We start from the raw sequence: 19,043 nt of genomic DNA, 5'->3' as shown, positions 1-19,043 counted from the left end.
GCAAGCATGCGAGGAACGGAATGCTGTCACCAGTCGAGTTCGAACGGCAGAGGAAGATGACACACGAAGGTGTCTAAGAAACTCGGGGCTATTCAAACGTCGTTCAGCTCTTCGGTGTCTTTAATGACGGAGCGCATCGCTCTTCGGGGAAATTCACGCATGCTCAGCTACTGACGATGAGAACGCGCGTCGAGGACACTTTATCATTCCTGTGGAGCATTATCAATGGCAGCGCCTTCGATGCTGGCTGATGCGCTTGCGGTTATTTCTCCGACGATCTGGCCGGTCGCAGCGTTGAGGTTGGCGGCTATGGCGGCGACCTCAGAGGCAATCTGCTGAGCTTCCGCTTCGTTGACAACCGGAAGGGCCCCCTCCGTCAGGGTAGTTGTTCCCGGTTCTGAAACTGGAAGTGTATCCTGAGGCGGGCGGAACAGGACGACGGGTTTGGCTTATCCACCGGAACGAAAGGCGGCGGTTCTCACGAAGATGCTGCCGCCGAACAACATGCCCCTGGGCCAGTTGGCCAAGGAGGAGGGGATCAGGGACTGGACGACTGGACGGTGGCGGATGCCCGCTTCGGGATCACCGCAACTTTCCGGCACGACACCATCAACCCGGACACCGACGAGGCTGTGATCCTGACCTGCCGGGAGGTTCTCGTGCCGCTGATGGCGGCCATGGCGGAACTCATCGGCTATGACGTCGTGGAGGAGGTGCCCGGGACGGACCTCCCCGCGGTCGAAGGGGCCCTCAGCCGGGCGACCGTAAACCGGCGCGAGCGGAACCCGCGAAACCGGCTCCTGTGCCTGCGCATCCATGGGCGGACCTGCCGGATCTGCGGAACCGATCCGGAGGCCCTCTATGGCGCGGCGGGCGGCATCATCGAGGTCCATCACCTCGAACCGGTCTCGATGCTGCAAGAACCCCGGCCGTACGATCCGGAAACGGACCTCGTGCCTCTCTGTCCGAGTTGCCACCGCGCCGTTCACACCGGCCGCCCGTGGCCGTACACGCCAGAGGAACTGATGGGCATGATGGGGATCCATCATGGTTGATCTCGCGGCGCTCCCCCATCGTTTCGACGATCTTGCCGGCCATTTGCCTGAAGGCTTCACCCTCTCGGAGCGCGTTCTCGATCCGGAGATCCGCCTCGATCTCGAGAGCGGCCGTATCGTTGTGCGGCTGATCGGGATCCGGACCGTCCGCGGCAACCGTCTGGAACTTCCCGCCCCGACGCCGGCCCATGGCTGGGTTGTCGATGGTTCGGTCCTGCGACCGCTGCCCTCGGATGTCGGCGACCTCGTCCGTGCCGCCACGGGCGACCTCGACCAAGGGCGGATCCGGTTCGGCGACGCCATCCGTCTGCTTCGCGGCGAGGACATGCCTATTGCCGTCTCCGCCTCGGAAAGCTTTCTTGCTCCGGGAGGGACGGCCGCCGAGGATCTGCCCGGCGTCGTGGACGTGCCGGGCCTGCAGGCGACCCTCTTCCCCTATCAGGCCCGGGGCGTGGCGTGGATGCGCGAGGCGGCCGCGCGCAACGGCGGCCTGATCCTCGCGGACGAGATGGGGCTGGGAAAGACGCTCCAGATCATCGCACTCCTGCTGCTCTCTCCGCCTCCTGCCGATGCCCCGGCCCTTGTCATCTGCCCGACGAGCCTGATCGCGAACTGGGTCCGGGAGATCGCGCGCTTCGCGCCCTCGCTGACGGTTGCGGTCCACCGGGGACCGCAGCGTCCCGGGACGTGGCGCGGGCTGCAGGGCAGCAACGTCGTCATCGCCACCTACGACACGATGGTGAACGACATCGCCATCTTCTCCGCCTTCGAGTGGTCCTGGGTGATCTGTGACGAGGCGCAGGCGATCAAGAACCCGGACTCGGTCCGCAGGCGATCGATCGTCACCATTCCCCGCCGCCATGCGGTGGCGATGACCGGGACGCCCGTCGAGAACACGTTGGTTGACCTGTGGTCGCTGGCCGACTTCGTGGTGCCGGGTCTGCTTGGCACTCGGCAGTCGTTCGAGAAGACCTGGCCGGACACCTTGGAAGCCGCCCGGGATCTCGCGACCGTCACCGACCCGCTGATCCTGAAGCGGCGGGTGGCGGACGTGGCGGGCGACCTGCCGGAACGGATCGACATCGATCTGCCGCTGGAGCTGGACGGACCTCTGGTCGAGGGCTACCGGCGGGCGCGCGAGGAAACGCTGGCCCGGTATCCGGTGGCGGGGCCACTGGTCGCGACCCTGCAACTCCAGCTCTTCTGCGCGCATCCCTGGCTGCGGCCGTCCAATGCGGACGACGCCGACGGCGAATTCGCGGAACTGGAACGCGGTCACGATCTGCCCCTGATCACTCCCAAGCTGGAGCGGACCGTGGAACTCTTGCGGGAGGCTTTCCGCAACGGCCGGAAGGTCCTCGTCTTCGCCCTGTTCAACAGACTCGGCGACCTTCTGCGCGAGGCGGGGGCCGATCTCCCGATTGCTTTCTGGGGTGCGATCAACGGAGCGACGCCGCAGGAAGACCGCCAGAAGATCATCGACGACTTCAGCGCCCATGACGGTTCGGGTTGCCTTGTCCTGAACCCGAAAGCCGCCGGTGCCGGTCTGAACATCACCGCCGCGACGATCGTCATCCACATGACCCCGGTCTGGAACCCGGCGCTCGAGGCGCAGGCGAGCGCACGCGCCCATCGACGTGGCCAGACCCTGCCGGTGACGGTCTACCGGCTTTTCTACGAGGACACCGTCGAGCGGGTCATGCTGGACCGCTCGGCATGGAAGCAGGAACTGGGCAACGAGACCGTACCGACCGCGATGCGGGACAGTGCAGACCTCCGGCGAGCCCTTGAGATTACTCCGGAGACGACATGACGAAAGCAGCCTTCCGAAAAACCCTGAGTGCCAACGACGTCGGATCCACCGGCGGCCATCAGGCGGGCGTTCTCATTCCCAAGGGCGAGAAGGAACTGCTGGCGATCCTTCCGCCTCTCGATCCCTCGATCAAGAATCCATCCGCCTGGCTCACCTGCGTGGGAGAGGACGGCGTGCCCCATAAATTCCGCTTCGTCTACTACAACAACCGGCTGCACGACGAGAACGGCACCCGGAACGAGTATCGCATCACCTACATGACCGCGTGGTTCCGCGACGCCGGCGCCAAAGCCGGCGATGTCTTCGAGATCGGGATAGCACCGGGCCAGTCGCACTATGGGATCCGGGTGATCCGACCTGAAACCGAGGCCCAGCCGGAGACAAATGAGGGCCCAGTCAGGATCAAGCTACGGGGCTGGAGCCGGGTTCACTAGCCACGGGGAAGCAAAGGACGGTGAGCAGCGGGTGAGGTTGCGGCATCGATTCCGCAGAAGCGGGAGAAAGCCGCAATCTGCACTGGACAGAAAGACGCCCTCGGACGCTATAAAAGACTGGCACAAACTCAAGCCAGAGTATTAAGGACAGCCGTACTACCTTCCGGAATGCGACGCCCTTACGCCCCCCAAGGCAAAACTATGGACGGCATAGGTTCCATGAGAAAAAGACTTAACGAGAAAGCACTAAAGATTGCAGACGTAATACTGACCACCAGCGATGAGGGGATCAGTAAATTCATCCGCGCAACGACCACCAGCCCAATTTCTCACGCCATGCTATATGTTGGACACTGCTCGGTCATCGATGCGACGAGGGATGGTGTGCATTCGAATAATACACAGAGATTGTTTTTCAAGGAGCACAACGCTGTTTTTGTTCTGCGCCTCAAGGAGGAGCTGCCTGCCCCGGCCGCAAATGAAATTTGCAGATATGTCCGGGAACGCGTCGGAAGCGAATATGGCATAATTGAAGCTGGCAGGGCGTGGAAGGGACTTGGGAAGAGAGGAACTTCTAAACAGTTCTGTAGCCGCCTTGTGGCGCAAGCTTATGCTAAAAGTGGCTACAATCTGGTAAAAACACCAATTTCTGCACCCCCAAGGACTTACTGAGCAGCACGATGCTCGTCGAAGTCGCCGGCGCCACCTTGGAAGTGACCGATGAAGAGTTTCAGGCTTGGCAGGACCATCCCAGCGGCCTTGATCTGATGCGGCAGTCGACAAACCACATCCTGAACGGGGCTCGGATGATTGACAAATCCATCCAGCATCTCAGTGACGTAGATAAACTGGTGCTGGAACATCCCGAGCATGACAGCACAATCATGCAGCTTTATCTCGAGTCTGGATTTTTTGATGTCTGGAAAGTCGATCATGAGATCAACCCTTGGCGCTATGATGCAGGGCTTTTGGAAGACATAGGCAATCGATAGCCTAAAGATATTAGGGCGTATTGTGAGGGCACTCTTTCCGAAGGAGGGCGTTCGGATAACCGATATGTGCAGAATGCAAGTGTCTACCGGTACTACCTATCCATTCAGCCAAGACGAACAATTGAGATGTTAATGCACTTTTACCTGACGCTTGCAGCAAATCACGCTCATCGTATCGATGTTGCAGAGCATTGGCTCAAGAGCCACCCAAAAGCTGAATGACGCAGATGTTGTCAGCTAAATTACGATGTGCAGCCGCGTCGCGGTGGACAATCGTAATCCTGATGCAGCGAGGCAACTCGACAGGCATCTTCGGCTGCTCGGTCCTCTCACGGCAACGCGCTCGACTGGCCGCTTGGGAAGTCTTCGCCGGGAGGGTCGGCCGCCGGCTCACGACCTAGCCTGCCTGCTGCGACCGGGCGTCGCAGAGGGCGAAGAGCCGCCCGACGGTGCGGCGTTCCAACCGCAGCGACGGCGCGAAAGCGGTCAATCGAGCAACCTGTGATGCGGTTGGCTGATGCTTGCCGTGAACGCGCAGGCATGCCGGCGTGCCCGAGGCCCCGGTCGGCATCAGCCGCAATCTCGGCTTCTACAACAGCCGACGGCCACATTTGTCGCTTGACGGGAAAACACCCGATCAAGTTACTTCAACCAACCGATGCCTGAAGCGGCAGCGGCATAACAAGCGCGGAACACCACTTGGAAAACACCCTTACCCTGTTTAGATAACCGAGCCACCTCTTACGTCAGGGCAGACTGATTGACTGCTACACTTGAGACGCTAATATATCCATAACTCCAAAGGGCTTAGGTTCCTGCGCGTTCGATAGGTGGGGTATGAACGAGAGGTCACGCGTCGACAAAACAAGCGCAGAAGACAAGTCAATCGGATTCGACTACCAGTATTACTATTTTCTGAATGAGCTCCTGAACCTGAAGAGCGGCCAAACTGCGGGCTACGAAGTTCTGGATGATGTTTACATCGAGCGTGCGGACGGAAAAAAATTGCTCGTCCAATTGAAGCATACCGTCCAGAAAAATGCGCAAGGAAATCCTATAAACCTTACCACGCTCGACCCTGATCTCTGGAAATCGATTTCTAACTGGTGCAAACTGATTGTCGATCCGGCAGACGGACGGACTGCCGTGGCTGATCAACTGGCATTTCTAAAGACTACCTCATTTTTTCTCGCATCCAACAAGTCCGAAAACGCCCGGAACTCTTTCTTGTCTTCGATTGATGAGTTCTGGAATGGCTCCAAACAGCACGCGGATTTCATAGCGGATATCCAGGCGCTTAAGGTCGAGACCAAAGATGAGACCATCCAAGGATATATTGACGGGCTCCTGAGCCTTGACCCTTGTGTATCGGAGGCGTTCCTTCGAAATTTATCGTTCGGACTGGGCCTCGATGAGATCATCACTAGGTGCAAAGACTCGATTTTGGAAAAGCAAATCCACCCTACCAGGGTCGATGACGTGTTTCAGGCCGTGGACTCCAAAATCCGGGCGAACTCATTTGCGAAAGTGAAAGCGGGAGAAAAAATCAGCTTTAGCTTTGAGCAATTCAATCGAGAATGCCGGCGAGATTTCGACAAGGCGAGAAGTGCGGGATTTTTGATTAGAGATCTTACTCCAGCCCTTCCTGGAAATCTTTCAGACCAGACTTTCATCAAGCAGCTCGTGGACATCGAAGATATTACGACAGATGACGTCGAAACTCTAACAAAATTCACCACCATGCGATTGAATTTCCGGGATAATATCGAGAAGTGGATTCAAGACGGTGATATTACTCAGTCTGATGTCGATGCCCTTGAGCAAGAGGCCGACACTTACTGGGACAACTCTTTTCTCGCCGGTTACCCTGGCCGCAGACCACCACCGGATGGGCCGGCGGCAGTGGCTGCGGCGCGGGGTATCGTTCAAGAGCTACGCAAAGTTAAACTGCCCCTCGCCTCGCAGGATCTGCCCATCAGAATGAGCAACGGCGGCTTCTATGAACTGTCCGATCGGCCCGTCATGGGTTGGCTGCACAACTGGAAAGATCTGTATAATTGAAACTGAGCAGCTTCTATAACAACCTAGGCATTGATGCTTTCGCGATCTCAGCCGTTTTGGAAAAGGCAGAATTTCTAACTTTCCCGCGCTTGATGTTGATCCTGCCGATTGTGGCGCATCGCGATATGGTGAGACAGCTCGCAAATGCCCGTTTCCGGATCGTCAGTTTTGAGCAGTACTTCATCGAGAAAACTCAATATTTTTATAATTTTGCCGAACGCTATCGTGCCTGTCTGGCACCCACCGTCAATGCACTTCAGCTGTTGAACGAAATTGGCTCCCTTGAATTTCGTTCAGACGGCGCTGCCATTGTCGCGCCGATGCCGATCACCGCGGCCATGGGCAGCCGGGCCAATCGGATTCATTGCGCCTCGTCCAATATCGCCGCGATCATCTCCGGCAGCGTCGACGTTTTCTACCTCAATACGAGGATCGAACTGTGAAATTCCATGTCGAAAGCCTTCATCTCTGGCTGGCCAGTGGTAAAATCCGGACACTGTCGTTCCTTCCTAACAAGGTGAACGTGATCACGGGCGCCAGCCACACGGGTAAGACCGCAATCCTTGATATCTTCGATTACTGCTTCTTCGCCAGCCGACACCGCATTTCGGAAAGCATCATCAACGAAAACACCCTTTGGTATGGCCTGAAAATACACGTGAACGACAAGGTCTATACACTGGCAAGAAGGGCACCAAGCGGCCAAGAAGTCTCGAGTGACTATTATTTCTCGTCCATCGGCGAGATCCCCGACGACGCCCCAGAGGCAAACATTCGGGAACCGGCTCTGAAGGTGCAGCTCGGCGCCGATTTCGGTATCGATCAGGATGTCAGGATCCCATTCGGCGGGCGGTATCTGCAGGCAGGTTCGCGTATATCGCTTCGCTACTTCCTGCTGTTCAACACGATCTCACAGGACATTATCACTCACAGCGAGCAGTTTTTCGACAAGCAGGATCAGCCCCGCTCCCGTGAGGCGTTGCCGCGCATATTCGACATTGCAGTGGGGATCGACACTGTCGAAAACATCCTCAAACGCGATAAGCGCGCGCAGCTCGAGAAGCGCTTGGCGCGCCTGCAGAAGCAATCGGCAAAAACAGACGAAAATCGCGAGGCGTTCTACGGCGAGCTTGCCGAGACGACCGCCCGGGCAATGTCCTACGGACTCATATCCGACAGTTCGGACGCCGAGCAAGCGGTGGCGACTTTGCAGCGGATGGTTTTTGAAAGAGAGACAGGTTCGGAAATATTTGTCTTGGGGAGACACGAGGAGATATCTGCCGAAATCTATCGGGTTTCTCGAAAGATTAACGGACTTCGCAAATTCTTGGGCGAATACAGCACACATAAAAGTATTCTATCCGAAACCGCCGACAGCCTAAAGCCGGTCGCCTATCTCCGGGACAACTACACTGATACTGTTCGTACTTCCGTCTTTTTCGAAATCCTCGAGCGACTGGGAGAGGGTTTGATGGCGATCAACAAAGAAATATCCAAGAAAACCCCTCTGGACAGCAATATCGGGGAATTAATCAAAGAACTGGAAGCTCGACGCAGGCAGTTGCAAAGCGAACTTCAAGCGCTGCCTTCGAGCAGCTCGGTTTTCGAAAGTGAAAAAGAACGATATATTTTCATTGGCGAGGTGAAGGCCAAGCTTGAATCGCTCACAGGATCGGATCAAGATAATTCACGCAACTTTGAAGCCGATATTGCAAATCTCGAGAGGCAAATAGGCGAAATCACGGTCCTGTCAGCGGAGGAGCGCCAGAAGCATTTCACAAGCGTTCTCGACGAGACAATCTAAGAATATATCGCCTTATTCAGCGTGGCTCTTGGAAATTACGGCGAGTATCGCGCTTCTTTCGACTACAAGGAAAAGAAGCTTCATTTACGAAAGCCAAAGACGACGTTCATAGAAAACGTTGGCAGCAGCTCAAATCACATGTTCCTCCACCTGTTTCTTTTCCTGGGATTGCATGAGGTCATTATGGCGAACGGAGGTCGGCATGTGGCACCATTTCTCATCATCGATCAATTTTCCAGGCCATACTGGGGAGATGACGAGAACGGCGGCGCGAAGAGTGAGCAACCCGATGAGGAGGATCGGGACGTTAACGAAAGCGACGTCGCTAAGGTCCATTCTGCCCTCAAACTGCTCGACCATTTCATTTCCCAAACGAACAGCGCGGGCAAGGTATTTCAAATCATCCTGTTCGAGCACATCAAACCGAAATACTGGGAAAATCTTGAAAATTTCCATCTCGTCGAGATATTCCGGGACGGCAATGCCCTAATTCAAGGCGCGCAAGCACGCTAGCAATGTCTTCTCATACAGCATCATGGCGTATCGTGGTCAGGCGGTTCTCCAACTCGTCCGGTTACCGCTTCCTCACGTGATGGCGACGATATCGCGCCGGGTGCCGCGAGCGTCCGCTCTGTTCCGTATCGCTACCACCTTGGCAGGGTGTTCGCTGCGGAGCAAGACGTATGGCACCTTCCGGGAATGCGGCAACGCAGCATATGTCGAGGTCGACCGGCGGTGACGGGTCGGCGCCCGGCCAGGGTGTCAATTTCTGCGCAGTCGCGAGAAGCCGGCACTGGTGCGCACCGCCTGAGTGCTCACGAACAACGGAAAGGAGCGCAATCAGAGGTTGTTCTGCTTGCAACCCCGCACCGCGAAAGGCGATCACGACTTCGACCGCTTCTGCCCGACCTCTGCATTGAGCATCGCCGGGCGCCGCCGTTGCGCCCGCAGACCAACGGCACGGCCGAGCGTTTCAACGGCCACATCGAGTACATGGTGCAGAGCCACCACTTCACAAGCGGCGAAGATCTGGAACAGGTCCTCCTGCGTAACGTCGATCTCGACAACCTGGCAGCGGCCGCAATCAGCCCAGAAGGACCGAAATCCCATCGACGCCCTCAAGGAGATTTCACGGCCGCCGCTATTGCATGAGAGGCATCTGGTCGTGCAGTCTTGAATCCGCAGCCATCTTGATCCAGCTCTTCTTCCGGTTCCGTGTTGAGCACCGCACAGCTCCTGCGCCCCCTTCCGGTTCACCGGGAAACATTCCACTCCTTCGTATCGCGCCTCGCCGCGACGAACGGCGTCAGTGCCGCTGACTTCTGCGTCGACATGGGATTCTCGCTGAAGCGTGCGATCGACCTCGATCAGCATGCCTTGGAGCGCATCGGCGAGCTTGGCGGCCTTCCTCTTGATGTCCTGGCGGACATGCTCAGTTGGACCGGTGAGCGCGTCGGCAACGTGCGCATGAGGTTCCGGAACGAGATTTTCGTTTCGCGAGCCCTCCGAAACCCGGTGGTGCGGGGCTGCCCCGTATGCCTGAGGGAGGATGCCGCGGCGCACGACGGGGCGCCGATCGAGGCAATGGCGATGAGAGGGGACTGGCAGTTACGCGAAGTCAGCGTCTGTCTCCTACACCGCCATCCACTCGTCCCAACGTGGGATGCAGCCTTGGTCACCGAGCGGTTCGACATCGGATCCCGGCTCGCCGAAATCGAGGAGCGTATTCTGTCGTGCGAGGCCGAGCAGGCTCGCGTGGAACTGTCGCCTTACGATGTGTGGCTTGATGGCCGTCTGGAGGACGCGCGGGACGGGACCTGGCTTGCCGGTCACTCTCTCTATGCAGCGACGGCCTTCATTCGGCTGCTCGGGACAGAGATGCTGCGCCTCGGCATTCACGAGATGCCCGAAAGTTGTGATCCACTCCGAATGGCACAGGCCGCTGGCTTCGACGTCGTTCGGCGTGGCGAGCCGGCGATCCGCGAGACTCTCGCCGATCTGGCGGCCCTCGCCGGTGGGGCAAGTGATACGCCACGCAAGGCGTTCGGCAATCTTTTCGCCAAACTGGATCGTGACTACTCGGCGGAGGCCGCGTTCGAGCCCTTCCGTGCGATCGTCCGAGGTGTGATCCTCGACACTTGGCCTCTGGCGGCCGGCGAGATGCTGTTCGGGGAACCCTTGCCGGAACGCCGCCTGCACTCCTTGCGGACGGCCGCATCCGAAACCGGCGTCACTGCGGCTCTGCTGGGACAGTTCCTGACGGAGACCGGGGCCCTCCAGCCAAAGGATGACCGCCCCGACAACCGGAAGACCTTCGACGCCCGTCGGTATGCGGACATCTTGGGCGAGATCCCGACCTTGGTCGGACCGCTCGAGATGCAAAAGGCCATGGGAGCAACCCGGAACGAGCTGAAATCGCTGGAGGAAGATGGGATACTGATGCCCCGGACGAGGATCCCGGCGATCAAGTCTCCGTGGCGGACCGCTGATGGAACGGACTTGGTCGACGAGTTGAACGCCAAAGCGGTGGCAGTCAGCGCCGAGGACGATGCGTGGGAGAGCCTTCAGTGGTCGCAGCGTCGGACCGGAGTGCGTGTTGGCGCACTTATCGCCGCGATCCGGGAAGCAAGGCTTGAGGTCGGGCGCCGGGCTGGAACCGATGGCTACAGCGGGCTTGTGGTGCGCAAGACCGCGGTCGACTCGCTGGCGGAGCCTCCGTCACGGATGGCGGATGAGGGGCTTCTTCCCGCGGCGGCCTTCGGCCGAAGCGTGGGGATTCGGGACGGCGGCAAATTTCTCGCATTCTTAGCGGCCGGTCACACGCCCGCACGCGTCGTGCGAAATCCGAAGACAGGAGTCCTGCGGCCCTACATGACCGATGCCGACATCGCCGCATTCCACCTACGCTTCACAACCACGACCACGCTGGAGGTCGAGCTTGGAGAGCACAGGAACACGATCCTGGCACGCCTGACCTCCAACGGGATCGCGCCATACCGGCCAGACGGGCAGGACTACGGCCCGATCTACCTCCGCGATGACATCAAGCGCGCGCTGCCCCGCCTGAGGCAGAACCCTTCATCGGCACTTCCACCTTGATGCATGTGAGGCCGAGTCGGAGGTGACGGCCGCTTGAGGGCCCGCGCCTCAAGGCTGGGACAATGAACGGCACGCTTGACCTCCTAGATCCGGCCACACTGGTGCCTGATCGCTGCCGGGCCGTTCAAAATACCGATTTTTGTCGAAAAGTCGGCGTTTGGATGTCGAACGTCATCTTCAATAAAATCATATATTTGGCGACCCCGCCGCGACTCGAACGCGGAACCTGCGGTTTAGAAGACCGCTGCACTATCCAGTTGTGCTACGGGGCCGCGAAAGCGGTTCAGAAAACGGCTCGGTCCGAACAGCTATACGCGTTTCCTGTTACGTTTCAATACCCTGTCGCCACTTGACAGGATGCTTGGACGGCGCCTCCGTTTTTCTGTTGTGCTACGGGGCCTTGTCGCCTGTGTAAAGGTTGGAAATCAGGTCTCAACTGAGACCTCGCCGCTTGTCCGACTGGCTACTTTTCTCTTTTCGGCCTTGAAACTTACGGTCTGGATGGACACCGAACCCTCACTTGTGCCGCCAGGCAGCGCCGTCTTCGCGTAGCTTGCGGCTGCCTTGCATGCGAGTCGGTCACGTCCGTCCTGGTGTTCAGTTCCGGCATCTGGTGGATGGGGTTGCCGCAATCACTCGGTGTCGGGAAGGCCCGAGGCCTCATCCTTGTGACCGCGGAAGCCCATCGCCACCACAAACTTTTCCGAACTGTCGGCGCGGCTGGCCGGGGGCTTCACATTGGCGACCTTGGTGAAATTGCGCTTCAGGATCGCCTGAAGCTCGTTCTCGGCACCACCCGCAAGCACCTTGGCCACGAAGGTGCCGCCGTCTTCCAGCACGTCGAAGGCGAAACTTGCCGCCGCCTCGCACAGCGCGATGATGCGCAGGTGGTCGGTCCCCTTGTGCCCCGAGGCCGCGGCGGCCATGTCGCTCATCACCACATCGGCGCGCCCGCCCAGCCAGCCTTTCACCTTTTCGTCGGCATCGTCCGACAGGAAGTCAAGCTGGTGGATCTCGGCGCCCGCAATCGGTTCCACCTCTTGCAGGTCCACGCCCAGAACGGTGCCTTGCGGCTTGTTCTTCTTTTCCCCCAGCGCATTCACCCGCTCGACCGCGACCTGACACCAGCCGCCGGGCGCACAGCCCAGATCGACCACACGGCAGCCGGGCTTCAGGAACCCGAACTTGTCGTCCAGTTCTATGATCTTGTAGGCCGCCCTGCCCCGGAAGCCTTCCTTCTTGGCGCGGACCACATAGGGATCGTTCAACTGCCGTTCGAGCCACAGCGTCGAGGACAGCTTGCGCCCCTTCGCGGTCTTGACACGAACGCGCAATTCGCGCTGCCCGCGCCCCGAGGTGTTCTTTGTGGTCATTTGTAGGGTCCGTCTTCCAGAACGCCGTCGGCGCTCATCTGTGCATATAAAAGCCCCTCGCGCAGGCCACGGTCGGCGACCGACAGCCGGTCGGTCGGCCAGATCCGCATCAGCGCCTGAAGGATCGCAGCCCCCGACATGATCAGGGAATGACGCTCTCGCCCGATGCGGGGATCGGTGCGCCGGCCTTCGGGGCCAAGCGCCAGATAATCCCGGATCACCGTGTCGATCTGGTCCGAGGTCATGTGCAGCCCATCGACCTTGGTCCGGTCATAGCGGCGCAGGCCCAGGAACGAGGCCGCCACCGTGGTGATCGTGCCCGAGGTGCCGATGATCTGAAACCCCTCGCGCGGGTTTTCGGCGTTGTAGGGCGAGAAACTGGCGAGGTTTTCCTCGAAGTACCAGCTCATCAGCGCGAAACGGGCGGCATCGTCGTCCACATCCACGAACTGGTCCTTCAGCGTGGCGACGCCCAGCGGAACCGAGATCCAGTCCACCACCCGCGCTTCGGGACCGATGCCCTTGGGCGTGAACCCGGCATGAAGCCGCATGATCGCGCGGGGCCGCTCGTCCTGCGGCACCGCCGACAGGTCGATCCAGACCAGTTCGGTCGAGCCGCCGCCGATATCCACCACCAGCAACTGTTCGGTCCGCTTTGAGACCAGCGGCGCGCAAGAGATCACTGCCAGCCGGGCCTCTTCCTCGGGGGCGATGATTTCCAGCGCAAGGCCGGTCTCGCGCCGGATCTGGCGGATGAAATCGCGGGCGTTCTTGGCGCGGCGGCAGGCTTCGGTTGCGACCAGACGCATCCGGCGCACCTGATGCTTCTCGATCTTCTTGTGACAGATCCGCAGCGCCTGAATCGTGCGCCCCATCGAGGCACGCGAAAGCCGGCCTGATACTTCAAGCCCGACGCCAAGCTGGACGGTCTTGGAAAACGAATCCACGACCTGAAACTGACTGCCCCTGGGTTGGGCAATCAGCATGCGGCAACTGTTCGTGCCGAGGTCCAGCGCCGCGTAAAGCTGCCCCCGGTCATTCGATGGGGTGACGGATGGTTCTACCGGAAGGCGTACCGCAAGATCGCTGCGCTCCGGGATCGCGTCCGCACCCCTGGGACGCTCGGGCGTCATCTCGCCCTCCATTCATGGTTGCTGTCAGAGTATGCGCGCAGGCCCCCCTTCGCAAGGTCGGATCGTCGCAGCGACCTTCGGTTCCGGCTCATCATCTGCATGAGGATTTTTCAGCTTCGCATGCCTCCCGCCTGCCCGTCTTTCCGGCTATGCAGGACCGGCCAGGGCAGCCGCGGTGACCGGCGTCGCTCTGTGCGCGCACCATGTCGAAATCCGACGCCGATCGCGACTTTGCGACACGTATGAGGAGACGAGGAAGGGGAATCAGCGATGACCGAAGTGACGATCGTCTATTGGCGCGACATACCGGCCCAGGTGATCGTGGGCCGCGGCCGGAAGGGGGCAAAGGCCCCCCTGCCCGAGCGGTTCGAACAGGCCATTGACCGCTGCGCCATGAAGATCGGCGCCCGGGATTCCGATGCCTATCTTGCCGAATGGCGCAAGGTTGCACACGAGGCCGAAGGCGATGATGCCCAGGCCCTCGCCCGCGCGACCGCCCTGCGTCTGGATACCGAATACGATGCCGCGCGCCTGAAGGCGCTGATCGACAACGATGGCCGGGCCTGACCTGCCCCGCCGCCTGAAGGAGGCCGCCATGGCGCTTTTCAAACTCCGCCGCGAGGCGGCCGCCCCCACAGTCGCCGCGCCGGTCGAGGCGCTGCTGAAGGGCTATTCCATCGAGGTGATGCCGCGCACCGCCGAAAAGGTCGCGGATTTCCGCGACCTCTTGCCCCGCGGCACCCGGGTCTACATCGCCCATATCGACGGCACGCCCATCGACGAGATGGTGGCCACCGCCCGGCGGCTGAACGCCGAGGGCTTTCCGGTGATGCCGCATTTCCCCGCGCGCATCATCAAGGACCGCGCGACCCTCGCCGACTGGATCGCCCGCTATCGCGGCGAAGCCGATGTGAAGCAGGGCCTGATTCTGGCCGGCGGCCTGCGCGCGCCGCAGGGCGACTTCCAGTCCTCGATGCAGCTTCTGGAAACCGGGCTGTTCGACGGGTTCGACAGGCTGCATGTGGCAGGCCACCCGGAAGGATCGAAAGACATCGATCCCGACGGCTCGGACCGGATGGTGATGGAGGCGCTGCGCTGGAAGCAGGCGTTCTCGGAGCGGACCGACGCGAAAATGGCCATCGCCACCCAGTTCTGCTTCGAGCCCGACCCGGTGATCGCCTGGGCCGAGCGTCTGGCCGCCGAAGGCATCGCGCTGCCCATTCATATCGGCATCGCGGGGCCGGCCAAACTTCAGACCATGATCAAGTTCGCGGTGGCCTGCGGGGTGGGTCCGTCGATGCGCGTGCTGCAAAAGCGCGCGACCGATGTGACCAAACTGCTGCTGCCCTACGAGCCCACCGACTTTGTGAACGGCATCGCCGCACACAAGGCAAAGAACCACCTGTTCGGCATTGACTCTGTTCACTTCTTCCCGCTCGGCGGCATCAAGGCCAATGCCGAATGGGTGACAGCGAACGGCGGCCGTTCCGGTATCCCGGCAAATCTTGAGGCAAAGGTTGAAGCATGACCCGTACTGTCATTGAATCCAAAACGAAAACCGTCGTCATCGGCTTCGACGAACCCTTCTGTGTGATCGGGGAACGCATCAACCCCACCGGCCGCAAGAAACTGGCTGCGGAACTGGAACAGGGCGATTTCTCGACCGTCGAAAGGGATGCGCTGGAACAGGTCGCCTGCGGGGCGATGGTGCTGGATGTGAACTCGGGCGCGGTTTTTACCAACAAGATGGCCGAAGACCCGCGCTATGCCGACAACAACTTCGTCGAACCGCCGCTGATGAAGGATCTGATCGCCCGGATTCAGGCGATCACCGACACGCCGCTGTGCATCGACAGCTCGGTTCCCGGCGCGCTGGAGGCGGGGCTTCAGACCTGCGAGGGCCGGCCGCTGCTGAACTCGGTGACGGGCGAGGAAGAGCGGATGGAACTGGTTCTGCCGCTGGTCAAGAAATACAACGTGCCGGTGGTGGCGATCTCGAACGACGACACCGGGATCAGCCCCGACCCCGACGTGCGCTTTGCCGTGGCGAAGACGATCGTCGAGCGTGCGGCCGATTTCGGCATCCCGGCCCATGATATCGTGGTCGATCCGCTGGTGATGCCGGTCGGCGCCATGGCAAGCGCGGGCCAGCAGGTGTTCGCGCTGGTGCGGCGGCTGCGGGATGAACTGGGCGTGAACACCACCTGCGGCGCGTCGAACGTGTCCTTCGGCCTGCCGAACCGGCATGGTGTGAACGCGGCCTTCCTGCCGATGGCGATCGGCGCCGGCATGACCTCGGCGATCATGAACCCGGTGCGCTCGGTCGAGATGGAGGCGATCCGCGCCGCCAACATGCTGATGAACCACGACCCGAACGGCGCCGAATGGATCCGCTTCTCGCGCATCCTTGACGCGGTCAAGGAAGGCGCCAGCTTCCCCGAAGCCTGCGCCGCACAGGCCGCCGCGGGTGGCCGCGGCCGCCGCCGCGCCCGCGGCTGATCCTTGCGGGGGCCGCGGGTTGCGGCCCCCTTTCACCGTCGCTGCCGGGCGCCAAGGCGCCCTTTTTTGCTATGCAGGAGTCCGCCATGTCCGATCCGCTGGTGATCTTCACGCCCTCGGGCAAGCGCGGCCGCTTTGCCGTGGGCACTCCGGTGCTGACGGCGGCGCGGCAACTGGGGGTGGATCTGGATTCGGTCTGCGGCGGGCGGGGGATCTGCTCGAAATGCCAGATCCAGCCCGGCTATGGCGACTTTGCCAAGCATGGCGTGACGGTGGCGGCCGACGCGCTGTCCGAATGGAACGCGGTCGAGGAACGCTACAAGTCGAAGCGCGGCATGATTGACGGGCGTCGTCTGGGCTGTCAGGCGAAGATCATGGGCAATGTCGTGATCGACGTGCCGCCCGAAAGTCAGGTCCACAAGCAGGTGATCCGCAAATCCGCGACCGAGCGCGAGATCGCGATGGACCCCGCCACCCGCACCGTTCTGGTCGAGGTGGCCGAGCCTGACATGCACGAGCCCTCGGGCGATTTCGAACGGCTTCAAGCCGCGCTGCGCGACCAGTGGGGGATCGAGGGCGTGACGGCCGATCTGGCGATCCTGCGCCGGCTTCAGCCCGCGCTGCGCAAGGGCGGCTGGAAGGTGACCGTGGCGCTGCACAAGGGCAACCACGATGACCGGACCCGCATCCTTGACCTTTGGTCGGGGTTCTTCGACGGCGGGCTTTACGGGCTGGCCATCGACCTTGGCTCGACCACCATCGCCGCGCATCTGTGCGACCTGCGCGATGGCCGGGTGCTGGCGTCCAGCGGCGTGATGAACCCGCAGATCCGCTTTGGCGAGGATCTGATGAGCCGGGTCAGCTATGCGATGATGAACCCCGGCGGCGATATCGAGATGACGGCCGCGGTGCGGCAGGCCATCGACACGCTGGCAACCCGGATCGCGGCCGAAACGGGGGTGGAACCGGGCGCGATTTACGAACTGGCGATCGTCTGCAATCCGGTGATGCACCATCTGCTGCTGGGAATCGATCCGGTGGAACTGGGTCAGGCGCCCTTTGCGCTGGCGACGGGGGGCAGTCTTTCGCTGGACGCGCGCGATCTGGATCTGGGCGCGGTCAACCGGGCAGCGCGGGTCTATGTGCTGCCCTGCATCGCCGGCCATGTCGGCGCAGACTGTGCGGCGGTGGCGCTGTCGGAAGAACCGCAGAAGTCGACCGACATGGTCCTGATCGTCGATGTCGGCACCAACGCCGAGATCCTTCTGGGTAATCAGGATCGCGTTCTGGCCTGTTCCTCGCCCACCGGCCCCGCGTTCGAGGGCGCGCAGATCTCATCCGGCCAACGCGCAGCCCCCGGCGCGATCGAGCGGGTCGAGATCGATCCCGCCACGAAAGAGCCGCGCTTCCGGGTGATCGGCTGTGACCTGTGGTCGGACGATCCGGGCTTTGCCGCGGCGGCGGGCCCGATCACCGGCATCTGCGGATCGGGCATCATCGAGGCGGTGGCCGAGATGCGCATGGCGGGGCTTCTGGACCCGCGCGGCCTGATCGGCTCGGCCGAGCAGACCGGCACCCCGCGCTGCGAGCCGGACGGGCGGACCCATTCCTATCTGCTGCACGACGCCAGCGCCGCGGGCGGGCCGCGGATACTGGTGACGCAGGGCGATATCCGGGCGATTCAGCTGGCGAAATCGGCGCTTTATGCCGGGGCGCGGCTGTTGATGGACGAAATCGGCATCGACAAGGTTGACCGGGTGGTGCTGGCCGGGGCGTTCGGCGCCCATATCAGCGCGAAACACGCAATGGTTCTGGGAATGATCCCCGACGTGCCGCTGGACCGGGTGATCTCGGCCGGCAACGCCGCGGGCACGGGCGCGCGGATCGCGCTGGCCTCGGTCGCGGCGCGCGACGGCGTCGAGGATCTGGTGCGCCAGATCCACAAGATCGAGACCGCCATCGAGCCGCGCTTTCAAGAGCATTTCGTGAATGCCAACGCGATCCCCCACGCGGTGGACCCGTTCCCCGAATTGTCCCGCGTGGTCACACTGCCCGTCGTCAACTTCAACACCGGCGGCAGCGCCGACCGCCGCCGCCGTCGCGGCTGATCCGGCGCGCCCGGACCCTGCACATATGGCCGCCTATCTCCGGGCCAAACGGATGTGGTGGCACGGCAGCATGGTCCGGGCGAATTTCACGACGCGGGCAATGGCCTTTCGCGGCAATCCGCGCGCGGCAGGTCTGGCACTTCCGCCGGGCGTGCTGCCGCCGCGAACATAAGGTCCGTTCGCGCAGTCCCCCGTCAGGCATTGACAATACCACCCCGGGCCGCTTCGCAAACAGTGGCGCGATGAACAGACGCCTGCGTTCACCAAAAGCGCCGCGACGGGCTGCGGATGGGCATCAGGACCACCTGCCCGCCTGTGACAGGCAACATGCACGACAGCCCGCCTCAAAGGGCGAAAGTCAGCAAGGATTTCCAGAGATCAGCCAGCAGCGGCGTTATGGAGCGGGTGAAGGGAGCCGATAGGCTGTTGCACCCTGTATCAGGCAGTTGCATTTTGCCTGTAAAACAAGGGATTTTTGGCGACCGCTTGTATTTTCCAGTTGCGTCTATACGCATCCAGTAGCATCAGTTTTGGCCAGCGGCGTGGCTGGCGGGAAAATGGATCTGCTGCCGTTCTTCGGCTCCCTCGCCGCCGGCGAGGCCGATGGGAGGCGGTTTGGCAAGCGGACGCGGGTTCTATTCCGGTTCCGATCCATACTGCGGATTGCTGATT

Annotated in this window: 17 protein-coding genes and 1 tRNA gene; 15 read left to right on the top strand and 3 right to left on the bottom strand. The window is 61.1% G+C overall.

What is annotated here, in order from left to right:
- The first annotated feature begins 560 nt into the window (after nucleotides 1–560).
- The 11 genes from CRO07_RS09360 (at nucleotide 561) to CRO07_RS09315 (ending at nucleotide 11,258) form a co-directional block, all read left to right on the top strand.
- A complete protein-coding gene (locus CRO07_RS09360; protein WP_235840964.1) occupies nucleotides 561–1,055 on the top strand; it encodes an HNH endonuclease in 495 nt (164 codons plus the stop codon).
- The gene (locus tag CRO07_RS09355) at nucleotides 1,048–2,868 is read left to right on the top strand and encodes a DEAD/DEAH box helicase (protein WP_097030424.1); all 1,821 of its coding nucleotides are present in this window, start codon (nucleotides 1,048–1,050) and stop codon (nucleotides 2,866–2,868) included. The genes CRO07_RS09360 and CRO07_RS09355 overlap by 8 nt, the downstream gene beginning before the upstream one ends.
- Nucleotides 2,865–3,302 (top strand): EcoRII N-terminal effector-binding domain-containing protein, encoded by a 438-nt coding sequence (locus CRO07_RS09350; RefSeq protein WP_097030423.1) that lies wholly within the window; start codon nucleotides 2,865–2,867, stop codon nucleotides 3,300–3,302. The genes CRO07_RS09355 and CRO07_RS09350 overlap by 4 nt, the downstream gene beginning before the upstream one ends.
- A 219-nt stretch (nucleotides 3,303–3,521) precedes the next feature.
- Nucleotides 3,522–3,974 carry a YiiX/YebB-like N1pC/P60 family cysteine hydrolase gene (locus CRO07_RS09345; RefSeq protein WP_176504533.1) on the top strand — a complete coding sequence of 151 codons (453 nt, stop codon included), beginning with the start codon at nucleotides 3,522–3,524 and terminating at the stop codon, nucleotides 3,972–3,974.
- Between the two features lie 8 nt (nucleotides 3,975–3,982).
- Nucleotides 3,983–4,294 carry a hypothetical protein gene (locus CRO07_RS09340; RefSeq protein ID WP_097030421.1) on the top strand — a complete coding sequence of 104 codons (312 nt, stop codon included), beginning with the start codon at nucleotides 3,983–3,985 and terminating at the stop codon, nucleotides 4,292–4,294.
- A gap of 837 nt (nucleotides 4,295–5,131) precedes the next feature.
- Nucleotides 5,132–6,355, top strand: a complete 1,224-nt coding sequence (locus CRO07_RS09335) for a hypothetical protein (protein WP_097030420.1) — start codon at nucleotides 5,132–5,134, stop codon at nucleotides 6,353–6,355.
- Nucleotides 6,352–6,798 carry a three component ABC system middle component gene (locus CRO07_RS09330; protein WP_097030419.1) on the top strand — a complete coding sequence of 149 codons (447 nt, stop codon included), beginning with the start codon at nucleotides 6,352–6,354 and terminating at the stop codon, nucleotides 6,796–6,798. Before CRO07_RS09335 ends, CRO07_RS09330 begins: the two co-directional genes overlap by 4 nt.
- Entirely contained in the window at nucleotides 6,795–8,159 is a 1,365-nt protein-coding gene (locus CRO07_RS09325; protein ID WP_204839998.1) for a hypothetical protein, read from the top strand. The genes CRO07_RS09330 and CRO07_RS09325 overlap by 4 nt, the downstream gene beginning before the upstream one ends.
- A gap of 21 nt (nucleotides 8,160–8,180) precedes the next feature.
- Entirely contained in the window at nucleotides 8,181–8,672 is a 492-nt protein-coding gene (locus CRO07_RS18895; protein WP_204839997.1) for a DUF3732 domain-containing protein, read from the top strand.
- A gap of 426 nt (nucleotides 8,673–9,098) precedes the next feature.
- Complete coding sequence (locus CRO07_RS18890) at nucleotides 9,099–9,311, top strand: hypothetical protein (protein WP_204839996.1); 213 nt, start codon at nucleotides 9,099–9,101, stop codon at nucleotides 9,309–9,311.
- Between the two features lie 66 nt (nucleotides 9,312–9,377).
- Nucleotides 9,378–11,258 carry a TniQ family protein gene (locus tag CRO07_RS09315; RefSeq protein ID WP_176504532.1) on the top strand — a complete coding sequence of 627 codons (1,881 nt, stop codon included), beginning with the start codon at nucleotides 9,378–9,380 and terminating at the stop codon, nucleotides 11,256–11,258.
- A gap of 195 nt (nucleotides 11,259–11,453) precedes the next feature.
- Here CRO07_RS09315 and CRO07_RS09310 read toward each other — a convergent pair.
- The 3 genes from CRO07_RS09310 to CRO07_RS09300 form a co-directional block, all read right to left on the bottom strand.
- Nucleotides 11,454–11,530, bottom strand: a tRNA-Arg gene (locus CRO07_RS09310).
- 360 nt (nucleotides 11,531–11,890) lie between these two features.
- A complete protein-coding gene (locus CRO07_RS09305; RefSeq protein ID WP_097030416.1) occupies nucleotides 11,891–12,631 on the bottom strand; it encodes an RlmE family RNA methyltransferase in 741 nt (246 codons plus the stop codon).
- Nucleotides 12,628–13,764, bottom strand: coding sequence for a Ppx/GppA phosphatase family protein (locus CRO07_RS09300; protein ID WP_097030434.1), 1,137 nt, complete (start codon nucleotides 13,762–13,764; stop codon nucleotides 12,628–12,630). Before CRO07_RS09300 ends, CRO07_RS09305 begins: the two co-directional genes overlap by 4 nt.
- 270 nt (nucleotides 13,765–14,034) lie before the next feature.
- On the opposite strand from CRO07_RS09300, the gene CRO07_RS09295 reads away from it, so the two are divergent.
- From CRO07_RS09295 to CRO07_RS09280, 4 genes are all read left to right on the top strand, one after another.
- On the top strand, nucleotides 14,035–14,331 hold the full coding sequence (locus CRO07_RS09295; protein ID WP_097030415.1) for a virulence factor: 297 nt from the start codon (nucleotides 14,035–14,037) through the stop codon (nucleotides 14,329–14,331).
- 28 nt (nucleotides 14,332–14,359) lie between these two features.
- The gene (locus tag CRO07_RS09290) at nucleotides 14,360–15,292 is read left to right on the top strand and encodes a methylenetetrahydrofolate reductase (RefSeq protein WP_097030433.1); all 933 of its coding nucleotides are present in this window, start codon (nucleotides 14,360–14,362) and stop codon (nucleotides 15,290–15,292) included.
- A complete protein-coding gene (locus CRO07_RS09285; RefSeq protein WP_097030414.1) occupies nucleotides 15,289–16,263 on the top strand; it encodes a methyltetrahydrofolate cobalamin methyltransferase in 975 nt (324 codons plus the stop codon). Before CRO07_RS09290 ends, CRO07_RS09285 begins: the two co-directional genes overlap by 4 nt.
- An 86-nt stretch (nucleotides 16,264–16,349) precedes the next feature.
- Nucleotides 16,350–18,371 (top strand): ASKHA domain-containing protein, encoded by a 2,022-nt coding sequence (locus CRO07_RS09280; RefSeq protein ID WP_097030413.1) that lies wholly within the window; start codon nucleotides 16,350–16,352, stop codon nucleotides 18,369–18,371.
- The last annotated feature ends 672 nt before the right edge of the window (nucleotides 18,372–19,043 follow it).

The sequence above is a fragment of the Cereibacter ovatus genome, from assembly GCF_900207575.1.
Taxonomy (GTDB): domain Bacteria; phylum Pseudomonadota; class Alphaproteobacteria; order Rhodobacterales; family Rhodobacteraceae; genus Cereibacter_A; species Cereibacter_A ovatus.
Note: the sequence above shows the minus strand (reverse complement) of the source record. Positions and strands in the feature narration are given on the sequence as shown.